This window comes from Sphingomonas sp. BK069 (genome assembly GCF_014193405.1).
Classification (GTDB): Bacteria; Pseudomonadota; Alphaproteobacteria; order Sphingomonadales; family Sphingomonadaceae; genus Sphingomonas.
In genome coordinates this window covers 148,386-173,414 of sequence record NZ_JACHZH010000005.1, presented here as the reverse complement: position 1 = coordinate 173,414, position 25,029 = coordinate 148,386, and the positions used below count along the sequence as shown (strand labels likewise).

Genomic DNA, 25,029 nt, shown 5'->3' with positions numbered 1-25,029 from the left:
TTGCCCCGCGCCGTCAGCGCGGACACATAGGCGCGATGCGGCTGCGCTTCGTCAAATGCCATGGCTCGGGCAACGATTTCCCGCTGATCGACGCGCGCGACGCCGCGCTCGACGGCACCGACTGGGCGGGCGTGGCGCGCGCGCTCGCCGACCGCGCCGGTCCGGTCGGCGGCGACGGGCTGCTGCTGCTCACCCGCGGCGACGAACGCGCCGCCTTCGGCATGCGCATGTTCAATAGCGACGGCAGCGAGGCCGAGACCTGCCTCAACGGGCTGCGCTGCGTCGCGCGCGCGGGCTTCGCCGCGCTGGGGCTGGAACGCGCCACGGTGCGGCTCAAGACCAGCTACGCCGAGGTGGCGCTTGCCGAGGCGCTCGCGCCGGGCGTCTACACCGTCGCGGAGACCGCGGGGCCGGCCTCGCTCGACGCCGCCGCCTGGCCGCTGCGCGACGCGCCGGCGCGGATCGTCGAGGCGCGGGTGCCGCCGCTGCCGGGCGAGCGCGCCTTCACCGCGGTGGCGATGCCCAACCCGCACCTGGTCGCCTTCGTCGACACGGTCGACGAGGCCGAGCTGGTCGCGGTCGGGCAAGCGTGCGAGGCGGCGCCGCCGTGGCTGCCCAATCGCGCCAACGTCTCCTTTGTCGAGCTGCGCGGCGACGATCGGCTCTACGTCCGCACCTTCGAGCGCGGCGTCGGTCTGACCGACAGCTGCGGCAGCGCGATGGCGGCCTCGACCTACGCCGCGGGGCTGACCGGGCGCGTGGCGTTCGACCGCGCGCTGACGGTGTACAACCGCGGCGGCCTGGTGCGCGCGCGCGCGGGTGCGGACGCGATGGTGACGCTCCACGGGAACGCCACCTGGGAGTGGGAGGGCAGCGTCACCGTCGATCCCGCCCGCGGCGTCGCTGGCGAGTTGGCGGTAGACCGCCACGCCGCCGACGAGATCGCCGCCTGGGCGCGCGTGGTCGCGGCGGCGTAGGTCGGGCAGGGGGGGGCAGGGCAGGCGACCCCTCCCCCGCCTCCGCCGTCATCCTGAGCTTGTCTCAGGATCCACCCTTTCGCGCGTTCACACGCCGCTGAGCCAGTGGCCCGGTGGATCTTGCGACAAGCTCAGGATGACGGCAGTATGGGGGGCAGAAGCGGGCCCAGGATCCCCCCTCACTCCCCGCCGAGCTGCTCCAGCAGATCGGTCACCTTGCCGCGCAGCTCGGCGTCGCGCGTGATCTCGAGGATCGCACCCAGGCTGCGGCGCGCGCGCTCGTGGTCGCCGTCGACCAGCTCGAGCCGCGCGCGCTCCCACCAGCCGTGCGGCTGGTCGGGCGCGAACACTGTCATCCGCTCGTACAGCTCGAGCGCGCGGCGGCCCTTGCCGGCGAGCTCGGCGCGCGCCGCCTGGTTCTGGAGCAGACGCACCAGCACCGCGCGGTTGGGCATGGCGGCGACGTGGGTCACCGCGCGCCCCGGCCGCGCCGCCTCGAGCAGCGCCGACAGCCGCTCCGCGCCGACGCGCGCGCCGCCCGCGAAGGGGTCGACGATCACCGGCTCGCTCTCGGCCTCGATCAGCACCAGCACGTGGCCTGGCACGTCGAGCACGTCGGCGCTCCAGCCGAGCCGCCGCGCCGCGGCGACGTAGAGGATCGCCAGGCTCACCGGCAGCCCGCGGCGGCGCTCAAGCACCTGGAGCAGGTCGGCGTTGGCGGGGTCATCGTAGCTGGCGGAGTCGCCGAGGAATCCGAACTCGCCCGCGAACACCTCGGCGAGCGCGTCGGCGCGCTCGAGCGAGGTCTCGGCGTCGGCGCCGGCGACGTCGAGCCGGGTCGCGATCGCCTCGAGCAGGTCGTGCGCGGGGGAGGGGTCTGTGTCGGGGTGGTCGAGCAGGGCGAGCAGCAGCGCGGCGTCGTCGAGCACGATATCGTCCTCGTCGATCAGGCCGAGGCGAAGGAGGTCGTCGGTCATATCGGCTGAGATGGGGGCGCGGGGCGCGACATGCGAGGGGCAGGCGTCGATGATCCTCCCCGGCACGGGGAGGAGGACCATCGCGCAGCGATGGTGGAGGGGGCCCGCCCGACTCGAGCCGGTGCGTGTGCGGAGAGCCCCCTCCACCACCGCGCTGCGCGCGGCGGTCCCCCTCCCCGCTGAGCGGGGAGGATCTGTTCAGCTCCTCAGAACGAATCCTTCGCCGCGCGCCACCGCGCGAAGGTCGCCACGTCCGCTGCGCGCAGGAAAGGGTTGGTCGCGCGCTCGGCGGCCATCGTGGTCGGCACCGTCGCCTCGCCCGCGCCCCGGGCGCGGTCGACCTCGGCCACGCGCGCCACCAGCGCGGCATTCACCGGCTCGACGGTCAGCGCGAAGCGGCCGTTGCTCTGCGTGTACTCGTGGCCGCAATAGACCGAGGTGGCGTCGGGCAGCGCGGCGAAGCGGCGCATGTTGGCGTACATCTGCGCCGCATCGCCCTCGAACAACCGCCCGCAGCCGAGCGCGAAAAGGGTGTCGCCGGTGAAGATCACCGCGTCGTCGGCGAGGTGGAGCGCGATATGGCCCGCGGTATGGCCCGGCACTTCCAGCACGGTGGCGCGATGCTGGCCGAGCGTGAGCGAGTCGCCCTCGCGCACGCCGCGGTCGAGCGGGTCGATCTTGGCGCGCTCCGCCTCGGGGCCGGTGACGGTCGCGCCGGTCGCTGCCTTCACCGCCGCGACGCCGCCGGTGTGATCGCGGTGCCAGTGCGTGATCCACACCTGCCCGATCGTCCAGCCGCGCGCCTGGGCGGCGTCGAGCACCGGGGCCGCGTCGCCGGGATCGACCACTGCGACCGCGCCGTCCTCGGCGCGCACCAGCCAGCTGTAATTGTCCTTGAGTACCGGCACGCGGACGATCTCTAGCATCACCACGTCCCCGTGTTGGGCATCGACGCCCAGGGCTCGGCCGGGGCGAGCGGCGCGCGCGCCTGGAGCAGCTCGATCGAGATGCCGTCAGGCGTCTTCACGAAGGCCATATGGCCGTCGCGCGGCGGGCGGTTGATCGTCACCCCGGCGTCGGCGAACCGCTGGCAGGTCGCGTAGATGTCGTCGACGCGGTAGGCGAGATGGCCGAAGTTGCGACCGCCGGTGTAGACCTCGGCGGCGCTGCCGTCGGCGGGCGGCCAATTGTAGGTCAGCTCGACCTCGACGCGGCGCTCGCCGATCGCTTTATCTGCCTCGGCGGCGAGGAAGATCAGCGTGAACCGCCCCGCCTCATTGTCGATCCGGCGCACTTCCTCGAGGCCCAGCAGCGCGAAGAAGGCGACGGTCGCGTCGGGGTCGCTGACGCGGATCATGGTGTGGAGATATTGGGTCATTGTACCTTCCGTTGGTGGAGGCGGGCGGTGGTCAGACAGCGTGCGCTCGACCGCGGTTTCAATGGAATGAGCGAGGGCGATACTGGTTGCTCACTTCTGGACCATTCGGCCTAGCGAGCTATGCCAGTTCTCATCGTGCTCCCGCGCACGCGGGGGCCCAGGAGCCCCGATCGCCGCACGCCGCGGTCCTGCTTGACTCTGGGTTCCCGCCTCCGCGGGGAAAACAAGTGGAGGACCACGGGCGGTAGCGCGGTCTATTTCCCGCCAAACTGCGTCAGCGCCTGCGCCGCCGACTGACCGGCGGGCGAGTCGGGCGCGAGCCGCGCCGCTTCCTGCCACGCCGCCTTGGCGCGATCGGCGTCGCCGCCCGCCGCGGCGATATTGCCCGCCTCGAGCTGGACCGAGGCGTCGTCGGCGGAACGGCGCAGCGCCTGCGCGATGTCGGCGCGCGCGCGGCCGAGATCGCCGCCGCGCCGCGCCAAGGTGGCGGAGAGCAGCCACGCCAACGGGTCGTCGCCCGCGGTCGCCAGCGCCTGGTCGAGGTCGGTGCGCGCGCCGGCGGCGTCGCCCAGCGCGACCAGCGCGCGCGCGCGGTCGAGATGCGCCTCGCCGCGCTGCAGTTCCACCAACGTGCCCGCCGCCAGCGCGGCGTCGAGCGCGCCGCGCGCCTTGGCGGCGTCGCCCGCGGCCAGCCAGGCGTTGCCCGCCTGCGCCCAATAGTCCGCCGCGTGCGAGTCGTGCGCCAGCTCGGCGCCGCGCGCCGCCTCGGCGAAGGCCGCGCCCGCCTCGGCGTAGCGGTCCTGCGCCGCCAGCGCGAGCGCGAGGCACGCGCGCAGCCCCGCGCCACCGCGCCGCGCGCGCGCCTCCGCCGCGGCGGGGTCGCTGCGCGTCTCGGCCACGCAGCCCGCCGCGGGGTCGCTGCCCGCCACACCCGGGGGCGTCGCGGCTTGGGCGGTGAGCAGCAGCGCGGCGAGCGGGATCATGGCACCACATCCTCCACCGCGCGGATCAGCAGCGCGAGATCGTCCTCGCGCGACAGGCGGTGGTCGCCGTCCTTGACCAGCCAGGTCTGAACGTGCGGCGAACGGATCAGCTCGGCGAGCCGTGCCGAGCGAGGCCACGGCACGTCGGGGTCGGCCTGGCCGTGCAGCAGCCGCACTGGTCCATCGAACGCGATCGTTCCCGACATCAGCCGGTTGGCCTCGCCCGACTGCCAGAAGCGGCGGGTGTAGACGGTCGGTGCCGGGCCATAGGGGTTGGCGCGTTCGAGCCGGCCGTGCTCGAGCAGGTACATCTTCTCGTCCTGCGAGAAGCCCCAATCGGTGAAGTCGGGCGCGGTGGCGATCCCGACCAGTGCGGCGACACGCGCGGGGCGCGCCAGCGCGGCGAGCAGCATCACCCAGCCGCCCATCGACGAGCCGACCAGCACCACCGGCCCGTCGACATGGTCGATCATCGCCACCGCGTCGTCGCGCCAGTCGGCGAGCGCCTGCTCCTCGAACTTGCCGTCGGAGGCGCCGCAGCCGCCATAGTCGAAGCGCAGGAAGCCCTGGCCGCGTGCCTTGGCCCATCGCTCGAGCGCGAGCGCCTTGGTGCCGCTCATGTCGGAGGCATAGCCGGGGAGGAAGATCACCGTCGGCGCGGTGCCGGCGTGATGGTGGTAGGCGAGGCGCGGTCGCTTCGGCGCGGTGGTGACGATGCTCATGCGCCGTGGCTTAGACGCGGTGCAGCGCTTTGCGAAGGCGGGGAAGTTGGCTCGCGTGCGGGGGAGCGGCAGGACTGCCTTCCTCTCCTTCACGTTGCTTCAACCCACCGCTCCCCTCCGTCATTTCCGCGAAGGCGGGAATCCAGATGCGCTGACGTCACGCCTCCATCGACAGGTCCGCGCGTCTGGATACCCGCCTCCGCGGGGATGACGATTATGAGGCGAGGATGACGAGGAAGGCGCGGGTACGGCGATTGCTGAAGCGGTGCCGCGCACTCACCTCCTGGTTCCCCTAGACCAGCCACCAACGCCCACGCGCACCCTCACTCCCCGACGCGCAGCCGTGCCAGCTCGCGCTCGGGCGCACCGGCGGAGGCGGCGAAGAACTGGCGCAGCAGTGCGCGCTCGTCCACGGTGAGATGCGGGTTCCAGGCGTCGAGGATCAGGATCGCGCGGGGCCGGTCGGAGCGGTTCCACGCCTCGTGCTCGATGGTGTCGTCGAACGCCCAGGCGCGGCCTTCCGCCCACTGGCGCGTTTCGCCGCCGACACGGAAGCCGCAGTCGGGCGGCACCACCAGCGGCAGATGGACGATCGCGCGCGCGTTGCTCACCCCGGTGTGCGCGGGCAGATGCGCGCCCGGCGCGAGGATGGAGAAGAACACCGTCGGCGTCCGCCCCGGCAGATCGGAGAGCGGCAGCGCCTCCACCACCGCGGCGGTGCGCGGCACACGCGCGCAGACCGCGTCGTCGCGCCGGCCGTCGCGCCACAGATGGAGCGCGCCCCAGGCGAGCGAGCCGTCGAGCGCTGACCATTTGTTGCGCGGCGTCCCCGGCTTCATCGCGACATAGGGGCGCAGCGCGTCGGCATCCTCGGCCAGCACGCGCAGCAGCTCGTCGCGGATCGTCGCGGTCTCGGCCTCGAGCCGGTCGAACCACGGGAACAGCTCGCGCGCGAAGAACTCGTCGGCGGGGAGGAAGGGGACGTGCAGCCCGGCGCAGTGGTTGGCGTAGATCTGGCGCCGGCCCAGCGCATGGTCGACGCAGGCGTCGACGCGGCGCCGCGCGGCCGGCGCGAGCGCGGCGCGGGCCGGCGCCAGCGCGGCGTCGATCGCGGCCGCGAAGCCGGCGCGCTGCGTCGCGACATAGTCGCGCGCGTGCTCGAGCATCGCCTCGATGGCGGGCGAGCGCTCGTCGAGCAGCGCTGCCATCGTCAGCACGTTGCCCCAGCGCTCCGCCGCCTCATCCCGCTCGCCCGCGCGCTCGTGCCACTCGGCCAGCCTGACGAGCGCCATGAAGTGGCGCTGGTCGATCGCCAGCGCGCCCTCCAGCGCGGCGCGCTCGGCCACGGCGTCGTCGCGCGAGCGATGCGCGCGCGCCAGGTTCATCCACAGTTCCGGCGCGGCCGGATCGGCGGCGATCGCGCGCGTGAACCAGTCCGCCGCCGCCGCGAAGGCGCCGCGCGCGAGCGAGTCGACGCCGATCGCGTTGAGCGCCAGCGGATGCTCGGCCCCGTCCGCGACCGCGGCGTGGAACAGCCGCACCGCCTCGTCGCGGCGGCCGGCGTCGCGCGCCGCGAGCGCGGCGGCGAGATGCTGCTGGGATCGGGCCGAGTTCATAACATGAATGATAACCGATCACGCGGACTGGACAATCGCGCGCGTGCCGGCGCACAGCGCGGCGATGGCGGCGGCTCCTCTCCCCCTGCTCGACGCGACGTGGCTGGCGCATCGCTACGATCCGGGTCACGATGCCTTTCACTTCCGGCGCGTGCCGCGCGAGACGCACCGCGCCGCCACCTTCCTCACCGACGAGTATCTGCCGCAGGACAGCGCGGCGCCGCTGGTGGTACGCCGCACCGACGTCCGCGCCGCCGCGCCGGCCCCCGCGCCGCTGCACTGGATCTTCCACTCCGCCTTCTGCTGCTCGACGCTGCTGGCGCGCGCGGTCGATCATCCCGGCGCGGCGATGGGGCTGAAGGAGCCGGTGGTGCTCAACGACCTGATCGGCTGGCGCCGCCGCGGCGAGCCCGGTCCCGATCTCGCCGCGGTGCTTGACGACACGCTCGCGCTGCTGGCCCGCCCGTTCGCGCCGGGCGAGGCGGTAATCGTCAAGCCTTCGACCATCGCCAACGGCTTCGCGCCCGCTTTGCTGACGCTGCGGTCCGACAGCACCGCGCTGCTGCTCCACGCGCCGCTGCCGACCTATCTCGGCTCGGTGGCGAAGAAGGAGCTGGAGGGGCGGCTGTGGGTGCGCACCCTGCTCGCGGGCATGCTCGACGACGGGCTGGCGCGCTTCGGCCATGACGCGCGCGCGTTGTTCGCGCTGACCGACCTGCAGGTCGCCGCGCTCGGCTGGCTCGGCCAGCACGCGCTCTTCGCCGAGCTGGTCGAGCGCTTCGGCGCGACGCGGGTGCGCACGCTCGACAGCGCGACGCTGATGGCGCGCCCGCGCGAGGCGCTGGCCGCGCTGGCGGCGCTCTACCGGCTACGCCTCGACGATGCCGCGCTCGATGCGATCGTGGCGGGGCCGGCGTTCACGCGTCACTCGAAGTTCGGCAACGCCTTCGACGCGACCGCACGCGCGGCCGAGCATCGCGACGCCGCGGCGCTGCACGCGCGCGAGATAGAGCTGGTGGTGCGATGGGCCGAGCAGGTCGCGGCGACCTTCGGCATCGCGCTGACACCGCCGGCACCGCTGCTCCGCTAGCCGACGTGCGCGCTCACTGCTGCTCGCCGGGCATCCGGCCGCCCATGCGGCTCTGGTTGATCGAGCGCAGCTCGTCGCGGTCGCGCTGCCACTCGGCCTTGGTCTTGCACACGCGCTCGCTGTCGACCAGCGACCCGGTCTTGGTGAAGCGCTTGCAGATCACCTTGTCGGCCGCATCCACCGCTTTCTCCGGCGCGTCCTTGGTCTTGGCCTGCGCCGCGGGTGAGGCGACGGCGAGCAGGAGGGCGAGGGCGGTGAACCGGTGCATGATCGGGCCTTGTTCGTCGGAGGCGATGCGGCGAGGCTAAGCCGCGCCGCCGGGGCCTGTCAAACCGCCCCGCGCGGCCCGTTCAACAGCCGTTGAGCGTCGGCTGACCGCATGCGCCCGAGGAGGCGGAATTGCGCAGATTGTCGCGGTCGCGCTGCCACTCGCCTTTCGTCTTGCACACGCGCACGCTGTCGACGAGCGAGCCCGTCTTGGTGAAGCGCTTGCAGATCATCTTGTCTGCCCGGTCCGCCGCCTTCTCGGCGGCGTCGCGCGGCTTGGCTTGTTCAGCCGCGGCCGACCCGGCGACGGTGGCCAGGGTGAGGGCCAGCGCGGCGATGCTGTGCATGGGAGAGCCCCTGTCGTATGCGGCTGGTCCAGAGGCTAAGACGGAGCGCCGAGTCATGTCAAACCGAGTCGTGCGGCGGCGCACCAGAGCGGGTCGCGGTGACGCCGCGACGAACCGCGCGGCGATCGAGCGCGCGCTCGCCGCGGGTGACGTGCCGCGCGCGGCCGCGCTGGCCGACGCCGCCCTCGCCGCCGGCGCGAGCGACCCGATGATCCTCAACCTCGCGGCGTGGCGGCGGGAGGAGGCGGGCGACTATGCCGGCGCGCACGCGCTGCTGCGCCGCGCGCTCGCGCTGGCACCGGGCGACGTGCTGATCGCGGGCTCGATCGGCGCGGTGCTGCGTAAGGAGGGGCGGTATGACGAAGCGCTAGCGGTGCTCGACCGCGTCGTCGCCGCCGAGCCGCGCCACGCCGCCGCCTGGCTGGAGCGCGGCTACACGCTCGACTCGCTCAAGCGCGAGGAGGAGGCGGGCGAGAGCTACCGCCGCGCACTCGCGCTCGACTCGACCCTGGCGCCCGCCTACGGCCGCCTGGCCGACACCGCCGCGCGCCGCGGCCGCGCCGAGGAGGCACGCGACCAGGCCGCGCGCGCGCTCGCGCTCGACCCGCACGAGCCCGCCGCGTGCGCCGCGCTGGCCACCGTCGCGATCGAGGCGCGCGACGGCGCCGCGGCCGAGGCGCTGCTGCGGCCGCTGGTCGAGCGCGTCCGCGGCGACGATCGCACGCGCACGCTGACGCTGCTGGGCGACGCGCTCGATCGCCAAGATCGCACCGAGGCGGCATTCGACTGCTACCGCGGCGCGCAGGCCAACTTCCGCGAGGTCTATCGTGCCGCGCTCGAGCCCGGGCCGGAGCGTCCGTCGCACCGCGCCTTCATCGAGCGGATCGCGGCGCAGCTCGATTCGCCGCGCGCGCCGGCGTCCGCCGATGACGCGCCCGGCGCCGCCGCGACCCATGTCTTCCTGCTCGGCTATCCGCGCTCGGGCACGACGCTGGTCGAGAACGTGCTGGCGAGCGCGCCCGGGGTAACCGCGCTGGAGGAGCGCGAGACGCTCGCCGGCACCGACGGCGTGCTGGTGCGGAACGACGGGGCGATGCCGGACCTCGCCGCGCTTGATCCCGCGCTGCGCGACCGGCTGCGCGCCGATTACTGGCGGCGCGTGGCGGCGATGGGCGCGGCGACGGCCGGCACGTTCGTCGACATGAACCCGCTCAACGGCGCCAAGCTGCCGATCATCGCCGCGCTGTTCCCGCAGGCTCGCGTGCTGGTGATGCGGCGCGACCCCCGCGACGTGGTGCTGAGCTGCTACCGCATCAACTTTACCCCCAGTCCGGCGGCCTGGTGCTTCAGCGACCTGGAAGAGACGGCGTGCCACTATGACGCGCTGATGACACTGACCGAGCGCGCGCGCGCGACGCTGCCGCTGGCCTTCCACGAGGTGCGCTATGATCGGCTGGTGACCGACTTCGCGCCGACGGTACGCGCGATGGCGGATTTCATCGGCCTGCCCTGGACCGACGACTTCGCGCGCTTCGACCGCACCGCGCAGGCCCGCGGGGTGCGTACCGCGAGCGCCACCCAGGTCCGCCGCGGCCTGTTTGACGGGCGCGGCCAGTGGCGCCGCTACGCCGACCAGCTCGCCCCGGTGCTGCCGATCCTGCAGCCCTGGGTGGACCGGTTCGGTTTCGCGGATTAAGACGCCCTGCGTGATAGCGCGAAGGGCGCAACAGCCGACCGATGTTGCCGCTCTACCGCGCACACCCTAGGTAACGCGGGATGACGCTCACTCCACCGGTCGCCGCGACGCGCGCGCATTCCTTCACGCGCCACGGCGTCACCGTCGAGGACCCGTATGCCTGGCTCAAGGATCCGAGCTATCCGGAGGTCACCGACCCCGACGTGCTCGCCTATCTCGAGGCCGAGAACGCCTATTTCGAGGCGCAGATGGCGCCGCACCGGGCGCTGGTCGACCGCCTCTACGAGGAGATGAAGGCGCGCATCAAGGAGGACGAGTCGAGCGTTCCGCAGAAGGACGGCGATTATGTCTACTGGACCGCGTTCGAGACCGGCGGCCAGTATCGCCAATGGTGGCGCAAGCCCGTCGCCGGCGGTGCGGACGAGCTGCTGCTCGACGAGCCCGCGCTGGCCGAGGGCAAGGAATACTTCCGCCTCGGCGCCTTCGCCATCTCGAACGACGCGACGAAGCTCGCCTATGCCATCGACGACAATGGCTCGGAGCGGTTCACGATCCACGTCAAGGATCTGACCAGCGGCGCGCTGCTGCCCGACACGATCCCCGGCATGCTCTCCGACATCGTGTGGAGCGCCGACGACAGCGGCTTCCTCTACGGGCTCGCCAACAAGGAGTGGCGCACCGACAACGCGCGCTTCCACCGGCTCGGCACCGACCCGAGCGAGGACATCGAGCTCTACCACGAGGACGACGAGGGCTATCGCGTCGCGGTGGGCGAGACGAGCGACCGTCGCTGGATCGTGATCTCGACCGGCGACCATGTCACCAGCGAGGTGCGGCTGCTCCCCGCCGCCGACCCGTTCGCGGCGCCGATCCTGGTCGCGCCGCGGCAGGACGGACGCGAGTATGACGTCGACACGCACGGCGACACGCTCTTCATCCACACCAACGACACCGACCCGATGTGGCGCCTCGTCACCGCGTCGATCATCGCGCCGGGGGAGTGGACCGAGCGGATCGCGCCGAGCCCGCATTTCTACATGACCGGGGTGGATTGTTTCCGCGACTATCTTGTCGTCGAGGGTCGCGAGGACGGGCTCGACCAGATCGAGATCCATTCCTACGACCCCGCCGCCGCGCCGCGCCGCATCGCCTTCCCCGAGGCGAGCTACACCGCCGGGATCGGCGACAATCCAGAATATGACACGCAGGTGCTGCGGCTCGGCTATGAGTCGATGGTCACGCCCGGCACGGTCTACGACTATGACGTCGCGAGCGGCGCGCTGACCGTGCTGAAGGTGCAGGAGATCCCCTCGGGCTATGACGGCGAACGCTACGCCACCGAGCGGCTCAAGATCGTCGCGCGCGACGGCACGGAGGTGCCGGTCTCGATCGTCTACCCGCGCGACTTCCCGCGCGACGGCTCGCGCCCGCTGTTCCTCTACGCCTATGGCGCCTACGGCCACGCCATCCCGCCGGGCTTCTCGACCGGGCGGCTGTCGCTGCTCGACCGCGGCTTCGCCTACGCCATCGCGCATATCCGCGGCGGCGACGATCTCGGCCAGCAATGGTACCATGACGGCAAGCTCGAGAAGCGCGCCAACACCTTCACCGACTTCGTCGACGTCGCGCGCGGGCTGATCGCGGGCGGGTGGACCAGCGAAGGTCGGATCGCGGTGGCGGGGCGCTCGGCCGGCGGCGAGCTGATGGGCGCGGTGGTCAACTCCGACCCCGAGCTGTGGGGCGCGGTGATCGCCGACGTGCCCTTCGTCGACGTGCTCAACACGATGCTCGACGAGACGCTGCCGCTCACCCCGGGCGAGTGGCCCGAATGGGGCAATCCGATCGAGGACGCGGCCGCCTTCCACCTGATCCGCGGATACAGCCCCTACGACAACGTCCGCGCCCAGGCCTATCCGCCGCTGTTCATCTCGGGCGGGCTCAACGACCCGCGCGTGACCTATTGGGAGCCCGCCAAGTGGGCGGCCAAGCTGCGCGCCACCAAGACCGACGACAATCTGCTGCTGCTCAAGACCAACATGGGCGCGGGCCACGGCGGCAAGTCGGGCCGGTTCGAGAGCCTGCGCGAGGCCGCCGAGGAACATGCCTTCGTGCTGTGGCAGCTGGGGATCGAGTCATGAGGCGCGACCGGCACAGCGCCTCGTGACGATCGAGACGATCGTCGAGCACTACGGGCTGGCGGCGGTGTTCGCCGGCGCCGCGCTGGAGGGCGAGGCCGCGGTGATCGCGGGCGGGCTGCTGGCGCATCAGGACATGTTCCCGCTCGCCGGCGCGATGGCCGCGGCGGCGGCGGGCTCGTTCACCGCCGACCAGGCCTATTTCTATGCCGGCCGGCGCTTCCGCGACCATCGCTGGGTCGCCGCCGCGCGCGAGCGCCCCGCCTTCGCCAAGGCGATGGCGGCGCTGGAGCGCCACCCGATCGGGTTCATCTTCGTGTTCCGCTTCCTCTACGGGCTGCGCACGATCAGCCCGATCGCCATCGGCACCGCCGGGATCCGCCCGCGGCTGTACGCCGCGGTCAACGCGGTGTCGGCGATCCTGTGGGCGATCTGCTTCACCACGATCGGCTTCGTGTTCGGCGACACGTTCGAGGCGGCGGTTGGGCGCCTGCGGCACGACTCGCGTCTATGGTGGCTGGCCGGCAGCGTGGTCGCCGCGGGCATCGCGATCGCGCTGATCCACCGCATCAGGAGTCGCCGGACATGACGCCGTTCCGCCGTGAGGTCACCGCCCAGCCCGAGGACATCGACGAGCTCGGCCACGTCAACAATGCGGTGTGGGTGCGCTGGATCCAGGAGCTGGCCGTGGCGCATTGGGCCGCGGTGGCGCCGCCGGACCAGCAGGCGGCGCACGTGTGGGTCGTGACCCGCCACGAGATCGACTATCGCGGCAACGTCGTCGCGGGCGAGACGGTGACGGCCGAGACCTGGGTGCCCGGCGCACCGCGCGGGGCGCGCTTCGACCGCCACTTCCGCTTCCTCGGCAGCGACGGCCGCGTCCGCGTCGAGGGGGTGACGACCTGGGCGCTGCTCGACCGCGCGACCGGGCGGCTGCTCCGCATCCGGCCCGAGATCGCCGCGCCCTTCGTGGGGTGACGGCCAAAATCCTCCCCTGCAAGGGGAGGTGGCAGGCCGCAGGCCTGACGGAGGGGTTTCGCGAGACGTAGTCGTCGCTGGTCTCATTACCCGCGACACGCCTCCGTCGCGCTGCGCGCGCCACCTCCCCTTGAAGAGGAGGATCTTCTCCCCCGCTAAACCCAAATTAACGCCGCGCCGTCATACCCTGAGCAACGGATTCGCCGGGAACAGGGGGGCTGGTCGGGCGGTGCTGGTGACGATCAAGACGAGCGCTGCGCGGCCCGGGATGTACGTCCACGCGGTCGAGGGCGGCTGGATGGCGAGCCCGTTCTGGCGCAAGCACCTCGTGCTCGCCAGCGCGCGCGACGTCGCCAAGCTGGTCGAGGCCGGCATCGGCGAGATCGTGATCGACACCGACAAGGGCGTCGGCCCGCTCGCGCCGGCGTCGGCGCCGCTCTCCGTCGCGGCAGCGGTCGAGACTGCCGCCCCGGCCGTGACGTCGACCGCGCCGCCGCCCCGCACGCGCCGCCGTGCCGCCAGCGAGCTCGACCGCGCCCGCGCGGTGGTGGAGCAGTCGCGCGCGGCGATGCTGCGCATGTTCGCCGACGCGCGCATGGGGCACGCGATCGACCATCGCGCGCTCGCCCCCTTGGTCGATTCGATCACCGAGTTTGTCGCGCGTGACCAGCGCGCGCTGCTTACCGTCACGCGACTGCGCAGCAAGGACGAATATACCTGGCTCCACTCGGTCGCGGTCGGCGCGCTGCTGATCGGCTTCGCGCGCCATCTCGGCCTGCCCGAGGATGAGGCGAGCGACCTCGGCCTCGCCGGGCTGCTGCACGACATCGGCAAGATGGCGGTGCCGAGCGCGGTGCTGGAGAAGACCGGCAGCCTCGATCCCGCGGAGCTGGCGGTGGTGCGCCACCATCCCGAGAAGGGCCATGCGCTTCTGCTCGGCGGCGACGTGCCCGAGGTGGTGCGCGACGTCTGCCTGCATCACCACGAGCGCGTCGACGGGCGCGGCTATCCCTTCGGCCTCGCCGGCGACCGGCTCAGCCTCGCGGCACGGATGAGCGCGGTGTGTGACGTTTACGATGCGGTCACGTCGCTGCGCCCGTACAAGCGCCCTTGGGCGCCGGGCGACGCGCTGGCGCGAATGCAGTCGTGGCACGGCCATTTCGACCAGGAGCTGCTCGGCGCGTTCATCGATCATATCGGCATCCACCCCCCCGGCGCGCTGGTGCGGCTGCGCTCGAACCGGCTTGCGCTGGTGCTCGGCACCGGCGCCGACGACCCGACCGCGCCGCCGGTGCGCGCCTTCTTCGACATCCCGACACAGTCGCGGCTTCCGCTGACCGAGGTCGCGACGGACGCGACGGGCGACCCGATCCTGGGCGGCGAGCGCGGCGCCTATTGGTTCGGTCTGGCGTGGGATCGGATGCGCACCGCGGTGCTCACCGCCAACGGCACCGACGCGGCGCCGTCCCCGCGCGCGGTCGGGGCCTGAGGCCATGGCCGCCCGCCCTCATCCCGCCCCGGCGCCCACGCCCGCTCCGCTGCGCCGCATGCTCGACTGGCTCTCGCCCGCGCGCCGGGCGCAGCGCCTCGACGAGCGGCTCGCCGCGCGGCGCCGGCTGTTCGACTCGATCGGCGAGCTGCTGTTCGCCAGCCGGCTCGCGCCTTCGCCGCGCAACTACGGGCTGGTCCACTCCTATCTGTCGGGCGAGGACGTCGCCACCAGCGTCGCGGTGGCGGAGGCGCTGCGCGCCACAGGGACGCTGAGCGAGGCCGCGGCGGCGCGGATCGCCGACGGGCAGGAGACGACCGAGCTCGGCCCCGACACGCTCGCGCGGATCGCAGAGACGCTGGAGGCGCGCATCGGCGAGTGCCTCGGCGCCGCCGGCCAGTCGCGCCGCACCGCCGAGCAGTTCGGCAGTGCGATCGAGGGCGAGGCGGCGCGGCTCGCCGAGGACCCGGCGGCGACGATCGCGCGCATCGCCGCGCTGACCCGCGACGCGGTCACCGCGACACGGCTGGCTGAGGTGCAGCTCGAGCGCACGCGCCGCGAGGCCGACTCGCTGCGCCGCGACCTGCGTCAGGCACGCCGCGCCGCCGAGCGCGACCATCTCACCGGCCTTCCCAACCGCCGCGCACTGGAGGCGGCGCTGCGCGCGCTCGACGCCGGCGACACGCCGGCGACGGTGGCATTGTGCGACATCGACGATTTCAAGCAGGTCAACGACCGCTTCGGCCATGCCGCGGGCGACCGCGTGCTGCGCTTCGTCGCCGGCTTCCTTGAGCGCGAGCTGGGCGGTGACGTGCTGGTGGCGCGCCACGGCGGCGAGGAGTTCGCCTGCCTGTTCCGCCGCGCCGACTCGCGCGCCGCGATGGCGCGGCTCGACACCGCGCGCGAGCGGCTGTCGGCGCGCTCGCTGGTCAACCAGGAGACCGGGCTGGCGTTCGACCGGGTCACCTTCTCGGCGGGCGTGGCGCCGCTGGGCGAGGACGGCGGCGCGGCGGCGCTGGCCGAGGCCGATCTCGCGCTCTACGCGGCGAAGCATGCGGGGAAGAACCGGTTGTGTGCGGGGTAGCGGGACAGCAGTCCGGGGTGCGGCGGGCGCCCGGGTGGCTCCCCCGCGAGAGCATCGTCGCGAGAGCACCGGCAGCACGGGCGTGAGCCGCTATTCATCCATTGATCTAAACGCAGGACGTTCATTGACGCTGCAGCGGCTCGCCCAGCCGTCATCCCGGGCTCGACCCTCGATCCATGGTCCGCGTGAGTGGCCGGCGTTGCTCTCGCGGAAGGATGGATCCCGGCTCTAGGCCGGGATGATGAGGAAGGGCGAGCCGCTGCCTGCCGATGTATGTGTCTAGGTCCGGATCAGCTATCACTGGCTTTGGAAATAGAGAGCGACGCCACTGGCGGTGTCAAAGGGGCCGGGCTGCCCTACGGCGGTCGCACAGCGTCGTGATCACGACGATGCGCCGCCGGAAAGAGTCAGGCGATATCCGGCCGAGAAGGGCCCTATCGCCCACGCGCCGAACCGCTCACCCCTGGTTCTCATACGCCAGCTGGAGTACACCCCAGTGTGCGCCATTGACGCTGATCGAGGCGATCACCTGCTTGAGCAGCACCACCCCGCCGCCGGCGAGCGGGCGGCGATAGGCCTTGAGGCAGAAGGGCTGGGTGATCTTCACCTGAACCGCTGTCTCGGGGAAGTGGAAGAACACGCCCGCGCGCGAGAACTCGCTGTTCCACTTGGGATCGCCCGGCCGCTGCGGCAGCGAGCGCTCAGGCATCGCCACCGCGCCGAAGCAGTTGCGATCGGTGAAGCTCATCCCGAAGAAGCCGGGCAGCGCGCGCGCCGATTCCTGGTGCGGCCGCGCCAGCGAGGTGATCAGCGCCATCGCCGGATGCGTGAACAGCGCGGGATCGGTGTCCGGCACGGGGGCGTAGCGCTCGCTCAGGATCGCTTCGCGGCTGATCTCGCCCGTGCTGGCGGCGCGCGCGAGCCCCGCCGAGACCTGGCGCGCGGCCTCCAGCGCGAAGCGGATATAGGGCCGGTCGGGCATGTCGGCGTCGCTCTCGGCGAGCCGCTGGAGCAGGTCGTTGGTGTCGTCGCTCACGCTGGTGATGCGCTCGGAGAGGCGTTGCAGCCCCTGCGCATTGTCCGACGAGGTGCGCGCCAGCTCGCCGAGCCCGCCCTCGACCTCGCCGACCGCGTGGACCATCGAGCCGATCCGATCGGCGACGCCCTCGCTCGAACGGGTCAGCCCGTCCATCAGCCCGCGTAGCCGCGCCACCAGCGCCTCGATGTCGCGGGTGTCGCGGTGCGCCGAGCGCGCGGTGGCGACGCCCGCGTCGACCTTGCCCAGCATCGCGTCGGCCTGGGTGGTGAGCGTGTCGATCGAGCCGGTGATCCGCGCCGTCGCCACCGCGGTCTCGGAGGCGAGCTTCTTGACCTCGCCCGCCACCACCGCGAAGCCGCGCCCCGCCTCGCCCGCGCGCGCCGCCTCGATCGTGGCGTTGAGCGCGAGCAGGTTGGTCTGCTTGGCGATCGCGTCGATCGTCGCGGTGACGCGCGCGACCTCCTCCAGCGCCGCGGTGAAGCCGCCGATGCTCTCGTGAATACGGCTGACCTGGGTGATCAGCTCGACCACCTCGCTGGTCGCCGCCTCGACCTGGACGTGCGAGTCGGCCAAGACCGCGTGCGCGCCCGCGGTATGCTCGCGCGCGCTGCGCGCCGCGGCGGCGACCTCGTCGACGTCGTCGGCGAGCCGGCCGGTCTGCCGCCCGATCTGCTCGATCGTGCCGGCCTGGGCGGTGACGCGGGTGGAGAGCTCGGCGATATCGGCCTGCAGGTCGAGCGTGCGCAATCCCAGCTCGCCCGACTGGCGGGCCGCCTCGGCAATCGTCTGATCCAGCGTCAACGCGTTAGTCCTCCCACCCTGGCAAGTGGCTAACCGGCTAGAATTAAAACCATATTATCGGGTTTGACGACGAAAATCGACGCGTGCCCCGCCGAGGGTCACGCCGCTACCAGCCCGGGCTCGGGCTTGGTCAGGCGGACAAGCGTCGACGCCAAGTGAAGACCGAGGACATACCGTAGTTCCAAACGACGCTCACGAGTGCTCCAGCGGCGGCGGACCAGAGCCAGTAATTATTATGAACAATGAGCCATTGCGCGATGTTGATGTTTGCCACCGCGCCGGTGACGCACACAAGATTGAACGTTAGCCATCCGCGTAACAGGGCGCGTCCGCGGAGCCGCTGATCACGATATGTCAGTTTATTATTCAAGAAGAAGTTGTTCGTGATAGCGACGGCGGTCGCCACGATCTGAGCCGTTGAAAACGGTGCCATGCCGATCACATATACAAGCATGAATGTAAGGATGTGAACGAATAGTCCGACCAAGCCGACCAACGCAAAGCTGAAAAATCGTAATGGTATTCTTCCGCCGGTGAGCTTCTCCAGCAAGAGTTGAGCAAACTCCCATAGAACAAGCGAGTCCATCTTGCTGTCGCCATGACGACGAGCCCGAAAGGCGTAGGGTAGCTCGGCCAAACGGAGGGGATCGGGCGCGCTGAGAATGAGGTCCAGCAGAATCTTGAAACCGACGGACGAGAGGTGCGGCAGCGAACGTTCGAACGACGCACGGGTGAGCATGAAAAATCCGCTCATGGGATCGCTCATCGGAATTTTCGTCAACCATACCGCGAACCGCGTCGCGAGCCGGCTCGCCCTGGCGCGGTCGCGCGCCCAGTCGGCGACGCTGCCCCCGCTCGAGTAGCGCGTGCCCACGACGAGATCGATCTCGCCCGATCTCAACTGGTCAAGCATCGGCGGCAGCAGCATCTCGTCATGCTGCAGGTCGCAATCGATCACCGCTATGTAGGGCGACGCCGTAGCGAGCATCCCCTCGATGCACGCGGAGGCAAGACCGCGACGACCCACACGTTGCAAAACGCGTACGCGCGCGTCTCGCTGAGCCAACTCTCGAACGCGCGTGGCAGTGCCGTCAGGTGAATCGTCGTCCACGAAGACGACCTCCCAATCGATGCCGGAGAGCGCTCGATCAAGAGCGTGAATCAAGGAGGCGACGTTCTCGCGTTCGTTGAAGGCGGGAACCACGATCGCCAATTGCGCTGGCGGAGGACGCCGCTCCGATCCCTGCTTGGACATCGCCTCCATCGCCGTGATCTCCCACACGAGCCAGACTGCTGCAAGGTCGCTCTGGCGCTGGGCGCAGGTCAGCGCGCCCGATTTTAGCGCAGGAATAGGATCTGTGGTATCAACTCCTGCGATGCGACCGGCGTTAACGGCGCCGCTTCGATGCCGCGCCCGCTACGTACGTCATCGCGATCCGGTCGGCGGCACGCCGCTAATCAGTAAGACCAGCTCGCTTCCTGCCTGCGTGAAGACCCCGCCCAACCGACATCCGCGGGATCACGGATGTCATACGCCGAGTGATACGTTCACAACGATCTCAGCCGCGGCGCGCGCGATAGCCCTTGTACCACTCGACCCACTTGGGGATGCCGACCGCGATCGGCGTGGTGGGGCGGAAGCCGAGATCGTCGCGGATCGCGGTCAGATCGGCGTAGGTCGCGGGCACGTCGCCGGGCTGCATGCCCTTGTCGACCCGGATCGCCTTCTGCCCGCACGCCTCCTCGATCAGCGTGATCAAGGTCTCGAGCTCCTCGGCCTTGTTGTTGCCGATGTTGTAGAGGCGGTGCGGCGACACGCTGCCGCCCGCCTTCACCTGGCCGTCGTCGGCGGGCGGGTTGTCCAGCGCGGCGACGATCCCGGTGACGATGTCGTCGATATAGGTGAAGTCACGCCGCATGTTGCCGCCGTTATAGACCTCGATCGGCTGGCCGGAGAGGATCTTGTCGGTGAAGCCCCACACCGCCATGTCGGGCCGGCCCCACGGCCCGTAGACGGTGAAGAAGCGCAGCCCGGTCTGCGGGATGCGGTACAGATGCGCGTAGGTCTCGCTCATCAGCTCGTCCGCCTTCTTGGTGGCGGCGTAGAGCGAGATCGGGAAGTCGACGCGTTGCTCCACGCGGAACGGCAGGTCGGGGCTGGTGCCGTAGACCGAGGAGGAGGAAGCGTAGACCATCTGCTCGACCCGCCGCGCGCGCGCCAGCTCGAGCATGTTGACGTGACCGGCGAGGTTGGACGCGACATAGGCGCGCGGGTTGCTCAGCGAGTAGCGCACGCCCGCCTGCGCGCCGAGATGGACGATGCGCTCGATCGCGGTGCCGCCGAGCGCGGCGTCGATCGCTTCATGGTCGCTGAAGTCGAGCTGGTGGAAGGTGAAGCGCTCGGCGCCGCCGTCCGCGGTGATCGCCTCGAGCCGGTCGCGCTTGAGCTGCACCGGGTTGTAGTCGTTGAGATTGTCGATCCCGACCACGGTGTCGCCGCGCGCGAGCAGCCGGCGCGCGACATGGCTGCCGATGAAGCCGGCGACGCCGGTGACCAGAACCTGCATGATCTCTCCCTGTTAGACGGTGCCGCCTTCCGCCAATACGCATCATGCTGCAAATGCTCAGTGATCTGCCTGCACCGCCGTGGAACGACGGTAACGAGCGGGGAGAGGCGGCGCGAAGCCGCGCGACTCCCCCCACTCGACGCGCAATCAGCCGCCGAGCTGGACGGGGAACGGCCGCGAACCGCTCGTGTGAGTCTCGATCAGCGCGACGTCGCCGCCGTCGAAAACCGCGGCGGTCAGTCGACCGCTAAGATAACCACCGCTGTCGAGACACAGTCGACCAGGTCCGCCTTAGGCCTCTTTCTTTAGGCGTATGGCCGTGCACAGCCAATCATTGATCGTCCCGCTCGGCCTGCAGGACTCGCTGCGGATCCACAGCAGGTCGCGCTTATCCTCCAGGTCTAGCGGCACGCCGGGGCGGATGCCCGCGTGCACGAACAGGAGGCTGTCCTGCGCCACCGACAGCTGAAGTCGCTCCAGAAAGACGCGGTGCGTCTGAGGCATTGCGGCGCGAAACGCGTCCCGACATGCGGCCCAAACGGTGCGCGACTCCTCGCGCGGCGGCGCCACGCCATAGGAGCGGAGTGTAGCATCGCCGCCATCCTTGCTCCAGCCGAGCCCGCTGATCCGCTGATCGAGATACTCGAGCATCGCGTCCTCGTGGTTGCCGAACAGCGAGACGATGAAGAAGACGTAGGACAGGATTTCTAAATCAGGCCATATTCCACCGTGGCCTTCACGATCGGCCACCAAAAGATGTTCATGGCGCGCTCGATCTGCCCGGCGCCAACGCCTGAGTAGATCGCGTTTTGGTCCGCCAGCGCGCGACGGATATGATCGAGCGGATCGATGAAACGGGACGAGCCGCTTGATTCGGCGCGCTGGAACTCGCCTAGGCGGTCGGCGGGCTGGTATTGGGCGTTCAGCTTTCCGGCCGGCATGGCGCCACGGCTGGATCAGCGGCGCGGGGTGCTCGACTTCATGCCCGTGGCGAACGCCCGCCCGCTGCTCGTCCTGAGTCTCGGCGGCGTCAAGATGGCACCGCAAGGTATACCAGTCGACGATCAGCGATTCTGGCAAAATGCGCCATCTCTCCCGAGCGGCAGGGCTACAATCTCGCGCAGTACGTTCTACAGTCGTCGACGCTGCCGTGGCTGCGCGATTCCTGGATCTATGATCTGAAGGGCATCGGCCAGAATCCAAACGACATCGAGATAATCTCAGCGTCTATCGCCCCCGACGACAGCGCCGAACCGTCGGGAAGCTTCGTGCGCGAGTCGCGGGCGATTGTCTCGGCCGCTACGTCCGTAGAGCTGAAGAACCCTTTCCACGGAATCTACGTCCTGCGCGCGGTCCTGCCTCATCGCCAGGTAGCCGCGGTGTGAACCAGCAACACCTTGCTGATCGGGCACGTCACGCTCGAGGAGCAGCCTAAGGCGGCTCGGACGATGTGCGGCTAGTCGGCCGGCAAAGGTGCCTCGCCGATCACGCTCGAGCCGATCCTCGCCGATTACCCGTCAGGGGGCGTGACGATAATAGTCTCGGGTTAACGGGTCTTACGGCGTGAGACAGATGATCCGCTACCGCGACATTGTGCGCGCGGACTTGTATGCCGCGACGGGGCACCGGCGCCTGCGTCGTGTGGTTACGGCCTTTCTCTTCGTCTTGGTGTTCAGCACGATGCTACTCCATTGACTGGCGCTCCCGATGATCCGCACCCCGCTCGACAAGCTCGGCAACTATATTTGGGCGTGGAACGTCGAGCGCAGTGGCTGCCACCTTCACCTCGACATCGTGATCGCTCCTGCGTTGCGCTTACCGCACCCGGTGGCAGTGGTGCTCGGTCAGGGAGTGACGGTCGCGCGCAGCTTCACGCTTTACCAGTCGGTGACGATCGGTCGCTCCAAGAGCGAAAATATTCCGTAATCGAGGATGATGTCATCATCTACCCGAGCGTGGTCGTGATCGGCCCGATCCGCGTCGGCGAAGGCGCGGTGATCGGCGCGGGCTCGGCGGTGCTGCGCGACGCGCCCCCGGGCGCCGTCGTCGCACAATCCCGCGCGCATCCTTAAGGCTGCCGGACTTCTCCGTCGCGGAGCTACCGGGGACGCATTGACCGACATCAGGTAAACAGCGCAATCGGTCCGCGCCCGGCCGTCGACCGGTTGACCAGTTCGGTACGACATAGGGCATGTCCGCGTCGGTAGGAGGCCAGCCTGGCGGTCGCGTCGCCGCCGTTCGACACCACCAGCATCTGCGACAGAGCGAAAGCGACCCGCTGGCGCAGTTGGTCGGGGCCATCGTGGCGTCGGCGTAGAAGCGCATGGCGATCCGATTGCGCGAGAAATGGATTGAGGCGCATTTCGGCACCGCGGTGTTGTTGGTACAGAACTCGGCCGACACCGCTCGATCAGATCCTTGTAGGTGCTGCGGCGCAGCGTGAACTGCTCGTCGACCCTTTGTTATGCCGATCTCGGCGATGCGGCTCACCACCTGCGGTGTCGGCCGAAGGTGGCCTGACGCGCGAGCCGTATGACGTGGGGCGGGATCGCCGCCGCGCCTGCGGCGCTCAGCACCGGTGAGCGGAAGCCGGTGAGCAAGTGCTCCACGGCGTGCTACCGCCCTTGGCCGTGAACAGCGCGAGGAGGCGCCAGAAGCATCGATGATGATGTTGGCGACATCCGTGATCAGGCCGGCGAGATAGAAGAAGCTGCCGACGGGCTGATCGTCGGCAGGGGCTGAGGCGCTGTGAAACGGAACAGGCGTCGTCGCCGGGGTGGGCGTGGGCGTGACGACGACGATCTCGCCACCGCCATTACCAGTGCCGCTGCTCTGTGTCGCCGTCGGGGCAGGAGTCGCCGACGGGGCCGGCGTCGGCGTGACGATCACGATCGCGCCGTCGCTCGCGGTGGGTGCGGGCGTCGGCGTCACGGTCGGTGCGGAGCTGACGGGGGGGGGGCAGTGTGGGCGTCGGCGTCGGGCTCGGCGCCGGCACGATCACGACGGGTGCGGGGGTCGCGGATGAACCCCGCCGCCACCGCCGCCGCAGTTCGCCAGCGCCAGAGGAGCGCAGGCTGCCAGCAAATGATATCGCTTCGTGCGCTTAACACGCCAGCCCCGCCAACTCATTGATCTGGAAGTCGCGCGGTGACCGCGCTGCCAGATCAATAACTGGGCGTGCTAAAGGACGAGTTAACGGAATCGCCAAACTCATCGGCGCGAGCAGAATGTCGGAACGGCGCCGCTCCATGGGCGACACCGTCTGGTACCCACCTTTAACGACGGGTGAGGTCAGTAGGAGCCGCGCTGGAACAGCACGCTCGGCACCGTGTACGCCATGATCTTGACGTTCATCGCGCACGAGCGCGCGCGGCTGTACGTCACATCATAGGCGACGCGGCGGCGGTAGGACACGTCGTTGCGGCCACCGACCTGCCACAGCCCGGTGATGCCCGGGCGCACCGCGCAATAATGCTCGAAATAGCGGCCGTAGCGCGCGATCTCGCCGACCACGATCGGGCGCGGCCCGACCAGGCTCATCTCGCCGCGCACGACGTTGATCAGCTGGGGCAGCTCGTCGAGGCTGGTCTTGCGCAAAAACTTGCCGATGCCGATCACGCGCGGGTCGTCGCGCAGCTTGTGGTCGCGCTCCCACTCCTCGCGCGCCTCGGCGCTGGTCTCGAGCAGGTTGCGCAGACGCGCGTCGGCGTCGACCACCATCGAGCGGAACTTGAGGCACGGGAAGGCACGCCCGCCGCGACCGATGCGCTGGTGCGCGAAGATGATCGGGCCGGGATCCAGGATGTAGATCACCGCCGCGATGATCAGCATCAGCGGCGCCAGGATGATCAGCGCGATCACCGCCAGCGTGACGTCGAGCGTACGGCTCGCCATGTCGTCGATCTGACGCAGGTTGAACCCGTCCTCGCGGGGATCCACGTCGCTGCGGGGCACCGACGTGGTGATAGTCGCTTCATGCACGAAGATCGCTCCCTAACGATACGCTGCACCGCAACATTAGGTTATTTGGTCGTTAATGTAACCCCGAAGGTGCAGCGGCTCGTCTCGAATCCTGGCGCGATCGTCGCAGCTTGTACCGATGCGGTACGGTCAAGCCTCAGCAATCAGTAGTAAAACCCTACCGATCCCGCGCTTTTTTCCAATGAAGTGGTGGCGACAGGGAATATCATCCATCGCTGCGCGACGTGGGCGCGACTCGGCGCTCGCCTTCGCTGAAGCGATCGCCGAGGGGGTAATCCTGCTGCGCTGCGGCGGATCAGAAGAGCGCGACGGCGGCCCGCGCGATCAGCGCCCAGAGCAGCGCCGAGCTGCCGACGATCACCCCCAGCCGGACCGCGCCGGGCAGCTTCTGGATCTCGGGCTCGGCGAACGGCGCCTCCAGCGGCGCCGAGGAGGTGAGCTGGATCACGGTGTCGTTCCGGAAGGCGCTCGCGACCACCGAACGGCTGACCGGCTCGGCGAACTCGCAGCCATAGCCACCCGGCACCTGGCGGACCACCCGCGCCATCGCCCGCCCGTGGCCGGCGAGGCCGATCGTCACCGTGCTGCCAATCGCGAGCCGCGAGTCGGTGGTGACGCTGAAGCCCGTCTCCGACAGGTCGGCGACGTAGACGTCGTGCGCGCCGCGATCGCCGCGCAGCGTCGACGGCTGGTTGATCGGCTGGCGCTCGGCACCGCGGCGATCGTCATTGTCCTCGTTCACCATCACTGCGTGGAGCAGCATCGTCGCACCCTTTCGATCAGCTGTGCGAGGAGTAGCGGTGACGCGCCTACTATCGAGTTAACCGACGCCGCCGGATCAGGGCGGAAGAGCCGGATTCAGCGGCTATTTCGCCTATCGTGGTAAAAATCGTTCTAACCAT

Annotated in this window: 26 protein-coding genes; 10 read left to right on the top strand and 16 right to left on the bottom strand. The window is 70.3% G+C overall.

The features are described 5' to 3' along the window. Window positions 1-35: 35 nt before the first annotated feature. The gene (dapF, locus tag FHY02_RS16185; protein WP_183924034.1) at window positions 36-977 is read left to right on the top strand and encodes a diaminopimelate epimerase; all 942 of its coding nucleotides are present in this window, start codon (window positions 36-38) and stop codon (window positions 975-977) included. Window positions 978-1,156: 179 nt separating this feature from the next. On the opposite strand, the gene FHY02_RS16180 is transcribed toward dapF, so the two are convergent. The 6 genes from FHY02_RS16180 to FHY02_RS16155 form a co-directional block, all read right to left on the bottom strand. After that, the gene (locus tag FHY02_RS16180) at window positions 1,157-1,954 is read right to left on the bottom strand and encodes a SirB1 family protein (protein WP_183924032.1); all 798 of its coding nucleotides are present in this window, start codon (window positions 1,952-1,954) and stop codon (window positions 1,157-1,159) included. 206 nt (window positions 1,955-2,160) lie between these two features. Next, window positions 2,161-2,880, bottom strand: a complete 720-nt coding sequence (gloB, locus tag FHY02_RS16175) for a hydroxyacylglutathione hydrolase (protein ID WP_183924030.1) — start codon at window positions 2,878-2,880, stop codon at window positions 2,161-2,163. Then, entirely contained in the window at window positions 2,880-3,332 is a 453-nt protein-coding gene (locus tag FHY02_RS16170; RefSeq protein ID WP_183924028.1) for a VOC family protein, read from the bottom strand. The genes gloB and FHY02_RS16170 overlap by 1 nt, the downstream gene beginning before the upstream one ends. A 254-nt stretch (window positions 3,333-3,586) precedes the next feature. Beyond that, complete coding sequence (locus FHY02_RS16165) at window positions 3,587-4,315, bottom strand: tetratricopeptide repeat protein (RefSeq protein ID WP_183924026.1); 729 nt, start codon at window positions 4,313-4,315, stop codon at window positions 3,587-3,589. Beyond that, entirely contained in the window at window positions 4,312-5,037 is a 726-nt protein-coding gene (locus FHY02_RS16160; RefSeq protein ID WP_183924024.1) for an alpha/beta hydrolase, read from the bottom strand. The genes FHY02_RS16165 and FHY02_RS16160 overlap by 4 nt, the downstream gene beginning before the upstream one ends. A 323-nt stretch (window positions 5,038-5,360) precedes the next feature. After that, window positions 5,361-6,653: an aspartyl/asparaginyl beta-hydroxylase domain-containing protein gene (locus tag FHY02_RS16155; RefSeq protein WP_183924022.1), complete on the bottom strand. Its 1,293-nt coding sequence runs from the start codon at window positions 6,651-6,653 to the stop codon at window positions 5,361-5,363. A 7-nt stretch (window positions 6,654-6,660) separates the two neighbouring features. Between FHY02_RS16155 and FHY02_RS16150 the strand changes: the two genes are divergently transcribed. Further along, the gene (locus FHY02_RS16150; protein WP_311731862.1) at window positions 6,661-7,743 is read left to right on the top strand and encodes a hypothetical protein; all 1,083 of its coding nucleotides are present in this window, start codon (window positions 6,661-6,663) and stop codon (window positions 7,741-7,743) included. A gap of 13 nt (window positions 7,744-7,756) precedes the next feature. Here FHY02_RS16150 and FHY02_RS16145 read toward each other — a convergent pair whose 3' ends face one another. Together FHY02_RS16145 and FHY02_RS16140 are read right to left on the bottom strand one after the other, a co-directional pair. Beyond that, on the bottom strand, window positions 7,757-8,011 hold the full coding sequence (locus FHY02_RS16145) for a hypothetical protein (RefSeq protein WP_183924020.1): 255 nt from the start codon (window positions 8,009-8,011) through the stop codon (window positions 7,757-7,759). Between the two features lie 82 nt (window positions 8,012-8,093). Further along, a complete protein-coding gene (locus tag FHY02_RS16140) occupies window positions 8,094-8,357 on the bottom strand; it encodes a hypothetical protein (RefSeq protein WP_183924018.1) in 264 nt (87 codons plus the stop codon). 55 nt (window positions 8,358-8,412) lie between these two features. Between FHY02_RS16140 and FHY02_RS16135 the strand changes: the two genes are divergently transcribed. The 6 genes from FHY02_RS16135 (at window position 8,413) to FHY02_RS16110 (ending at window position 15,739) form a co-directional block, all read left to right on the top strand. After that, a complete protein-coding gene (locus FHY02_RS16135; protein ID WP_183924016.1) occupies window positions 8,413-10,053 on the top strand; it encodes a sulfotransferase in 1,641 nt (546 codons plus the stop codon). An 80-nt stretch (window positions 10,054-10,133) separates the two neighbouring features. Beyond that, entirely contained in the window at window positions 10,134-12,191 is a 2,058-nt protein-coding gene (locus FHY02_RS16130; RefSeq protein WP_183924014.1) for a S9 family peptidase, read from the top strand. A gap of 22 nt (window positions 12,192-12,213) precedes the next feature. Then, the gene (locus FHY02_RS16125) at window positions 12,214-12,777 is read left to right on the top strand and encodes a DedA family protein (RefSeq protein ID WP_183924012.1); all 564 of its coding nucleotides are present in this window, start codon (window positions 12,214-12,216) and stop codon (window positions 12,775-12,777) included. After that, the gene (locus FHY02_RS16120; protein WP_183924010.1) at window positions 12,774-13,166 is read left to right on the top strand and encodes a thioesterase family protein; all 393 of its coding nucleotides are present in this window, start codon (window positions 12,774-12,776) and stop codon (window positions 13,164-13,166) included. The genes FHY02_RS16125 and FHY02_RS16120 overlap by 4 nt, the downstream gene beginning before the upstream one ends. 235 nt (window positions 13,167-13,401) lie before the next feature. Then, window positions 13,402-14,655 (top strand): HD-GYP domain-containing protein, encoded by a 1,254-nt coding sequence (locus FHY02_RS16115; RefSeq protein ID WP_183924008.1) that lies wholly within the window; start codon window positions 13,402-13,404, stop codon window positions 14,653-14,655. Between the two features lie 4 nt (window positions 14,656-14,659). Continuing rightward, complete coding sequence (locus FHY02_RS16110; protein ID WP_183924006.1) at window positions 14,660-15,739, top strand: GGDEF domain-containing protein; 1,080 nt, start codon at window positions 14,660-14,662, stop codon at window positions 15,737-15,739. A 457-nt stretch (window positions 15,740-16,196) separates the two neighbouring features. On the opposite strand, the gene FHY02_RS16105 is transcribed toward FHY02_RS16110, so the two are convergent. The 5 genes from FHY02_RS16105 to FHY02_RS16085 form a co-directional block, all read right to left on the bottom strand. Further along, the gene (locus tag FHY02_RS16105) at window positions 16,197-17,579 is read right to left on the bottom strand and encodes a methyl-accepting chemotaxis protein (RefSeq protein ID WP_183924004.1); all 1,383 of its coding nucleotides are present in this window, start codon (window positions 17,577-17,579) and stop codon (window positions 16,197-16,199) included. 130 nt (window positions 17,580-17,709) lie between these two features. Next, the gene (locus FHY02_RS16100; protein WP_260172943.1) at window positions 17,710-18,843 is read right to left on the bottom strand and encodes a glycosyltransferase family 2 protein; all 1,134 of its coding nucleotides are present in this window, start codon (window positions 18,841-18,843) and stop codon (window positions 17,710-17,712) included. A 295-nt stretch (window positions 18,844-19,138) separates the two neighbouring features. Then, window positions 19,139-20,146, bottom strand: coding sequence for an NAD-dependent epimerase/dehydratase family protein (locus FHY02_RS16095; protein WP_183924002.1), 1,008 nt, complete (start codon window positions 20,144-20,146; stop codon window positions 19,139-19,141). Window positions 20,147-20,437: 291 nt separating this feature from the next. Next, entirely contained in the window at window positions 20,438-20,896 is a 459-nt protein-coding gene (locus FHY02_RS16090; RefSeq protein ID WP_183924000.1) for a hypothetical protein, read from the bottom strand. Next, window positions 20,854-21,087, bottom strand: a complete 234-nt coding sequence (locus FHY02_RS16085) for a hypothetical protein (RefSeq protein WP_183923998.1) — start codon at window positions 21,085-21,087, stop codon at window positions 20,854-20,856. The genes FHY02_RS16090 and FHY02_RS16085 overlap by 43 nt, the downstream gene beginning before the upstream one ends. A gap of 766 nt (window positions 21,088-21,853) precedes the next feature. Here FHY02_RS16085 and FHY02_RS22700 point away from each other — a divergent pair. Further along, window positions 21,854-22,072 (top strand): hypothetical protein, encoded by a 219-nt coding sequence (locus FHY02_RS22700; RefSeq protein ID WP_221198694.1) that lies wholly within the window; start codon window positions 21,854-21,856, stop codon window positions 22,070-22,072. Between the two features lie 29 nt (window positions 22,073-22,101). Next, window positions 22,102-22,218 (top strand): hypothetical protein, encoded by a 117-nt coding sequence (locus FHY02_RS23460; RefSeq protein WP_221198693.1) that lies wholly within the window; start codon window positions 22,102-22,104, stop codon window positions 22,216-22,218. 50 nt (window positions 22,219-22,268) lie between these two features. Here the strand turns inward: FHY02_RS23460 and FHY02_RS16075 are convergent, their stop codons facing one another. The 3 genes from FHY02_RS16075 to FHY02_RS16065 form a co-directional block, all read right to left on the bottom strand. Beyond that, complete coding sequence (locus tag FHY02_RS16075; RefSeq protein WP_183923996.1) at window positions 22,269-22,508, bottom strand: hypothetical protein; 240 nt, start codon at window positions 22,506-22,508, stop codon at window positions 22,269-22,271. A 929-nt stretch (window positions 22,509-23,437) separates the two neighbouring features. Continuing rightward, window positions 23,438-24,100 carry a sugar transferase gene (locus tag FHY02_RS16070; protein ID WP_311731861.1) on the bottom strand — a complete coding sequence of 221 codons (663 nt, stop codon included), beginning with the start codon at window positions 24,098-24,100 and terminating at the stop codon, window positions 23,438-23,440. A gap of 322 nt (window positions 24,101-24,422) precedes the next feature. After that, a complete protein-coding gene (locus FHY02_RS16065) occupies window positions 24,423-24,890 on the bottom strand; it encodes a PilZ domain-containing protein (RefSeq protein ID WP_183923994.1) in 468 nt (155 codons plus the stop codon). Window positions 24,891-25,029 lie beyond the last annotated feature (139 nt).